Origin of the sequence: Trinickia sp. (assembly GCF_051961175.1) — a bacterium.
In the GTDB taxonomy this organism is placed as follows: domain Bacteria; phylum Pseudomonadota; class Gammaproteobacteria; order Burkholderiales; family Burkholderiaceae; genus Trinickia.
In genome coordinates this window covers 1-3,919 of sequence record NZ_JBQCDN010000387.1, presented here as the reverse complement: position 1 = coordinate 3,919, position 3,919 = coordinate 1, and the positions used below count along the sequence as shown (strand labels likewise).

General features: G+C 61.3%; 4 protein-coding genes. 1 reads left to right on the top strand and 3 read right to left on the bottom strand.

All coding sequences use genetic code 11. The annotated features are described in order from the left end of the window. A partial coding sequence (locus tag ACTHL0_RS22020; protein ID WP_440569025.1) for a (2Fe-2S)-binding protein occupies positions 1-329 on the bottom strand: 329 nt, incomplete at its 3' end. Positions 330-355: 26 nt separating this feature from the next. Next, positions 356-1,408: an NAD(P)-dependent alcohol dehydrogenase gene (locus ACTHL0_RS22015; protein ID WP_440569024.1), complete on the bottom strand. Its 1,053-nt coding sequence runs from the start codon at positions 1,406-1,408 to the stop codon at positions 356-358. A gap of 191 nt (positions 1,409-1,599) precedes the next feature. On the opposite strand from ACTHL0_RS22015, the gene ACTHL0_RS22010 reads away from it, so the two are divergent. Beyond that, positions 1,600-2,580, top strand: coding sequence for an AraC family transcriptional regulator (locus ACTHL0_RS22010; protein WP_440569023.1), 981 nt, complete (start codon positions 1,600-1,602; stop codon positions 2,578-2,580). A 36-nt stretch (positions 2,581-2,616) separates the two neighbouring features. Here ACTHL0_RS22010 and ACTHL0_RS22005 read toward each other — a convergent pair whose 3' ends face one another. After that, positions 2,617-3,606 (bottom strand): aldo/keto reductase, encoded by a 990-nt coding sequence (locus tag ACTHL0_RS22005; RefSeq protein WP_440569022.1) that lies wholly within the window; start codon positions 3,604-3,606, stop codon positions 2,617-2,619. Between the last annotated feature and the right edge of the window lie 313 nt (positions 3,607-3,919).

Sequence of the window (3,919 nt, the reverse complement as noted above, 5' to 3'; positions counted from 1 at the left end):
GACGCGGCAGACATCACTTGCCCCGATTGGCAGTATCCGCATTGCACGACGTCGATCGCGCGCCATGCCTCCTGCACTTTGCGGCCGGCAGGCGTTTCGCCGACCGCTTCGATCGTCGTGACCTTTTTGCCGACGACGGCTGAGACCGGCAAGACACAGGAACGCACAGCCGCACCATCCAAATGAACCGTGCACGCGCCGCACTGCGCAATACCGCAACCGAATTTCGTACCCGTCAATCCTACGAGATCCCGCAACACCCAAAGCAATGGCATGTCATCGGGCGCGTCCACGTGATGGGTCTTGCCATTGATCGTCAGCGTCGTCATGAACCCTCCGGCTATTTATCTACTGGCTATTGTCGAAGCGAATTGAGGTCGATCACGAAGCGGTACTTTACATCGCTCTTCAACATTCGGTCGTAAGCCCGGTTGATCTCTTGCATCGGAATGATTTCGATATCCGACGTGATGCCGTGCTGGCCGCAGAAATCGAGCATCTCCTGCGTTTCGGCAATGCCGCCGATCAACGAGCCGGCGAGACGGCGACGCTTGAAGATCAGGTTGAACACTTGCGGCGACGGGTGATCGTGCTCCGGAGCGCCGACGAGCGTCATCGTCGCGTCGCGCTTGAGCAACGCAATAAACGGATTGAGGTCGTGTTGCGCGGCCACCGTATTGAGGATGAAATCGAAGCTGTTCAGATGCGCCTGCATTTGTGCCTCGTCTTTCGAAACCACCACTTCATGCGCGCCCAGGCGCTTCGCATCTTCGACTTTCGACGGCGATGTCGTGAACAACACGACGTGCGCGCCCATCGCCCGCGCGAGCTTCACGCCCATGTGGCCGAGCCCCCCAAGGCCCACGATGCCCACTTTCTTGCCGGGCCCCGCGCCCCATTGGCGCAACGGCGAATAGGTGGTGATGCCCGCGCACAGCAACGGCGCAGCGCCGGCCGCATCGAGGTTGTCCGGCACGCTCAAGACGAACGCTTCGTCCACGACGACGCTGGTCGAGTACCCGCCGTACGTCGTCTCCCCGCTCACGCGGTCAGTGCCGTTATAGGTGCCGACGAAGCCGTTCTCGCAGTATTGCTCGAGACCTTCGGCGCAGCTCGCGCAGGTGCGGCACGAATCGACGAGGCAGCCCACGCCAACCAGATCCCCGGTTTTATAGCGTGTGACGCCCGGGCCGACTTGCGCCACACGGCCGACGATTTCGTGTCCCGGTACCACGGGGAACGTCGTGTTGCGCCACTCGTTACGCGCTTGATGCAGATCGGAGTGGCAGACGCCGCAAAACAGCACCTCGATTTGCACATCGTTTTCGCGCAGATCTCGGCGTTGAATGTCGAACGGTGCGAGCGGCGAACCGGCGTCCTTCGCTGCGTATCCGTGAGTCGTATACATGGGTGGTCACTCCTGCCAATTGCGCGTTCTCCGACATGGAGCTTCGCAGGTGGACATAGTAGGAAGCGATACCGCGGGAAGGAATGCCTGAATCTATCGAACGCTTGCCTTTTTCTCTCCGGCTTCAGCGAAAAAGTGAAATCGGCGCTATATTTCGAGCCCGATTCTACTGATCTGCGCCTGCGACAGCCATGTCCACTCCCGCCTCGCCCTCCCCTTTCGTGAGCCCAGCGCAGACGCGCATGGTCCAGTTGCTGGCAACCCTCGCGCCCAATGAAGGGTTCACCGTCTCCGTGCTCGACGGCGTGAAGTTCATGCGGACGAACGTCTCCTTGCCACGCATGCCGGTCATGTACGAGCCGTCGATCGTCATCGTGGCTCAAGGCCGAAAACGCGGCTTCCTTGGCAGCCAGGCATTCATCTACGATGCTCAGCACTATCTCGTGCTGTCAGTGCCGCTGCCGTTCGAGTGCGAGACCGAGGCAACGCCCGAGGAGCCGATGCTGGCCATTTCGATTCGGGTCGATCTGACCGTCATCGCCGAACTGTTGATGACGCTGAACGATACACGCGGGCCAATCGAAAGCGAGCCGCGCGCGATTTACGCCACGCCGCTCGATCCAACGTTGAGCGATGCCGTACTGCGGCTGCTGGAATCGCTGGCCTCGCCGCACGATGCACGTATTCTCGGGCCGGCAATCGTTCGGGAGATTTGCTATCGCGTGCTCACGGGGTCACAAGGCGACATGATTCGGGCAGCGCTAACCCATCAAGATCACTTCGGGCGCATTTCAAAAGCCTTACGTCGAATTCACACCGATTTCGCCTGTGACCTGGACGTGCCCACGCTCGCGCGCGAATCGGGCATGAGTTTGGCCGTGTTTCATGCACAGTTCAAAGCTGTGACCGAGACATCGCCCATGCAATACGTGAAGACGACGCGGCTGCATCAAGCGCGCTTGCTGATGATGCACGACGGCTTGAACGTCAGCGCAGCCGCGGCGCGCGTCGGCTACGAAAGCGCCTCGCAATTCAGCCGCGAGTTCAAGCGGTTGTTCGGGGTGAGCCCCGTTGACGAGGTCAAGCGCATGCGTGGCGATGGCGCCGGGCGTACGAGCGGCAACGGGCAGCGTGAGAAGCCCGGCTCGCCGCGCTACGTCACCGCCGATTGAACCGGAAGCCCGGCCGAAGGCACGCGCCAGCACGCGCTATCGCGTTGCGTCCCCAAAACGATACTCGTGCGTGAGCTCGTCGAGCCTGGCTTTCAACGCGGGATCGAGCGCCAGCTCGACGGCCGCCAGCGTGTCGGCCAATTGCTCCGGACGGCTCGCGCCGAGAATCGCCGACGTCACCGTGCCGTTGGCCAGGACCCAAGCGACAGCCACCGTGGAAAGCGACAAACCCGCATCGGCCGTGAGTTTCTTCAGCGCCTCGATCGTTTCGAACTCCCGTTCGTGCCAATAGCGGGATTGATAGAGTTCCCCCGCGGTGCCAACCGTGAAACGGCCTTCAGGCGGCGGGGCTTCACGACGATGCTTACCCGTGAGCAGCCCGCCGGCGAGCGGGTTATAGGGCATGACGGCCAAGCCCTCTTCCTCGGCCAGCGGCAGCAACTCGCGTTCGATCTGACGAAACAGCAGGTTGTAGCGCGGTTGGATAGAAACGAAGCGCGCCGTGCGCAGCACATCCGCACGGCCTAATGCCCGCGCAAGCCGGTAGGCCAGGTAATTGGACACGCCGATATAGCGCGCACGTCCCGAGCGAACAATCACATCGAGTGCTTCCAGCGTTTCGTCGAACGGTGTCTCTCGATCGTCGGAATGCAACTGATAGAGATCGACATAGTCGGTCCCCAGCCGTTTCAGCGATGCGTCGATCGCATCGAGCAAGTGCTTGCGCGACGCGCCTTGATCCCACGGCGAAGGGCCCATTTTGCCGACGGCTTTCGTCGCGAGCACAAACCGGTCGCGCCGGCCTTTCAGCCAGCGCCCGACGATTTGCTCCGTGTGGCCGACGCGCGTCTCGCCGCCGCCCAGCGGATAAACGTCTGCGGTATCGAAGAACGTGACGCCCGCATCGGCCGCCGTATCCATGATGCGAACCGACGTCGGCTCGTCGATTTGAAAACCGAACGTCATCGTTCCCAGGCACACGCGCGACACGTTGAGCCCCGTTGCGCCGAACTTGCGGTATTGCATCGCACTCTCCCGAAGCACGCCGCCTCAGCGGCAAAGGCAAAAGAATAACCCCTCTTTGACGAAGACGAAGCGCAAGGCGGCATGCCGCGTCGAAGTCTGATGATTTGCGCCCATGACCAGGCCCTGGCGACGGCAATCTTCATACCTGCTGACGAAAGAGGCGCGTCAATGCATCGAATCGGCACGCAATGTTTGCCTTGTTTGGCCAATCGAATCCAAGCGATACGCCGTATCCTGCACTGACTAGAAATGGCGCGCCGAGCGGACAGCGCCCGCCCTTTGATCTGGAGCGATATGCAAAAGCCTGCCCATC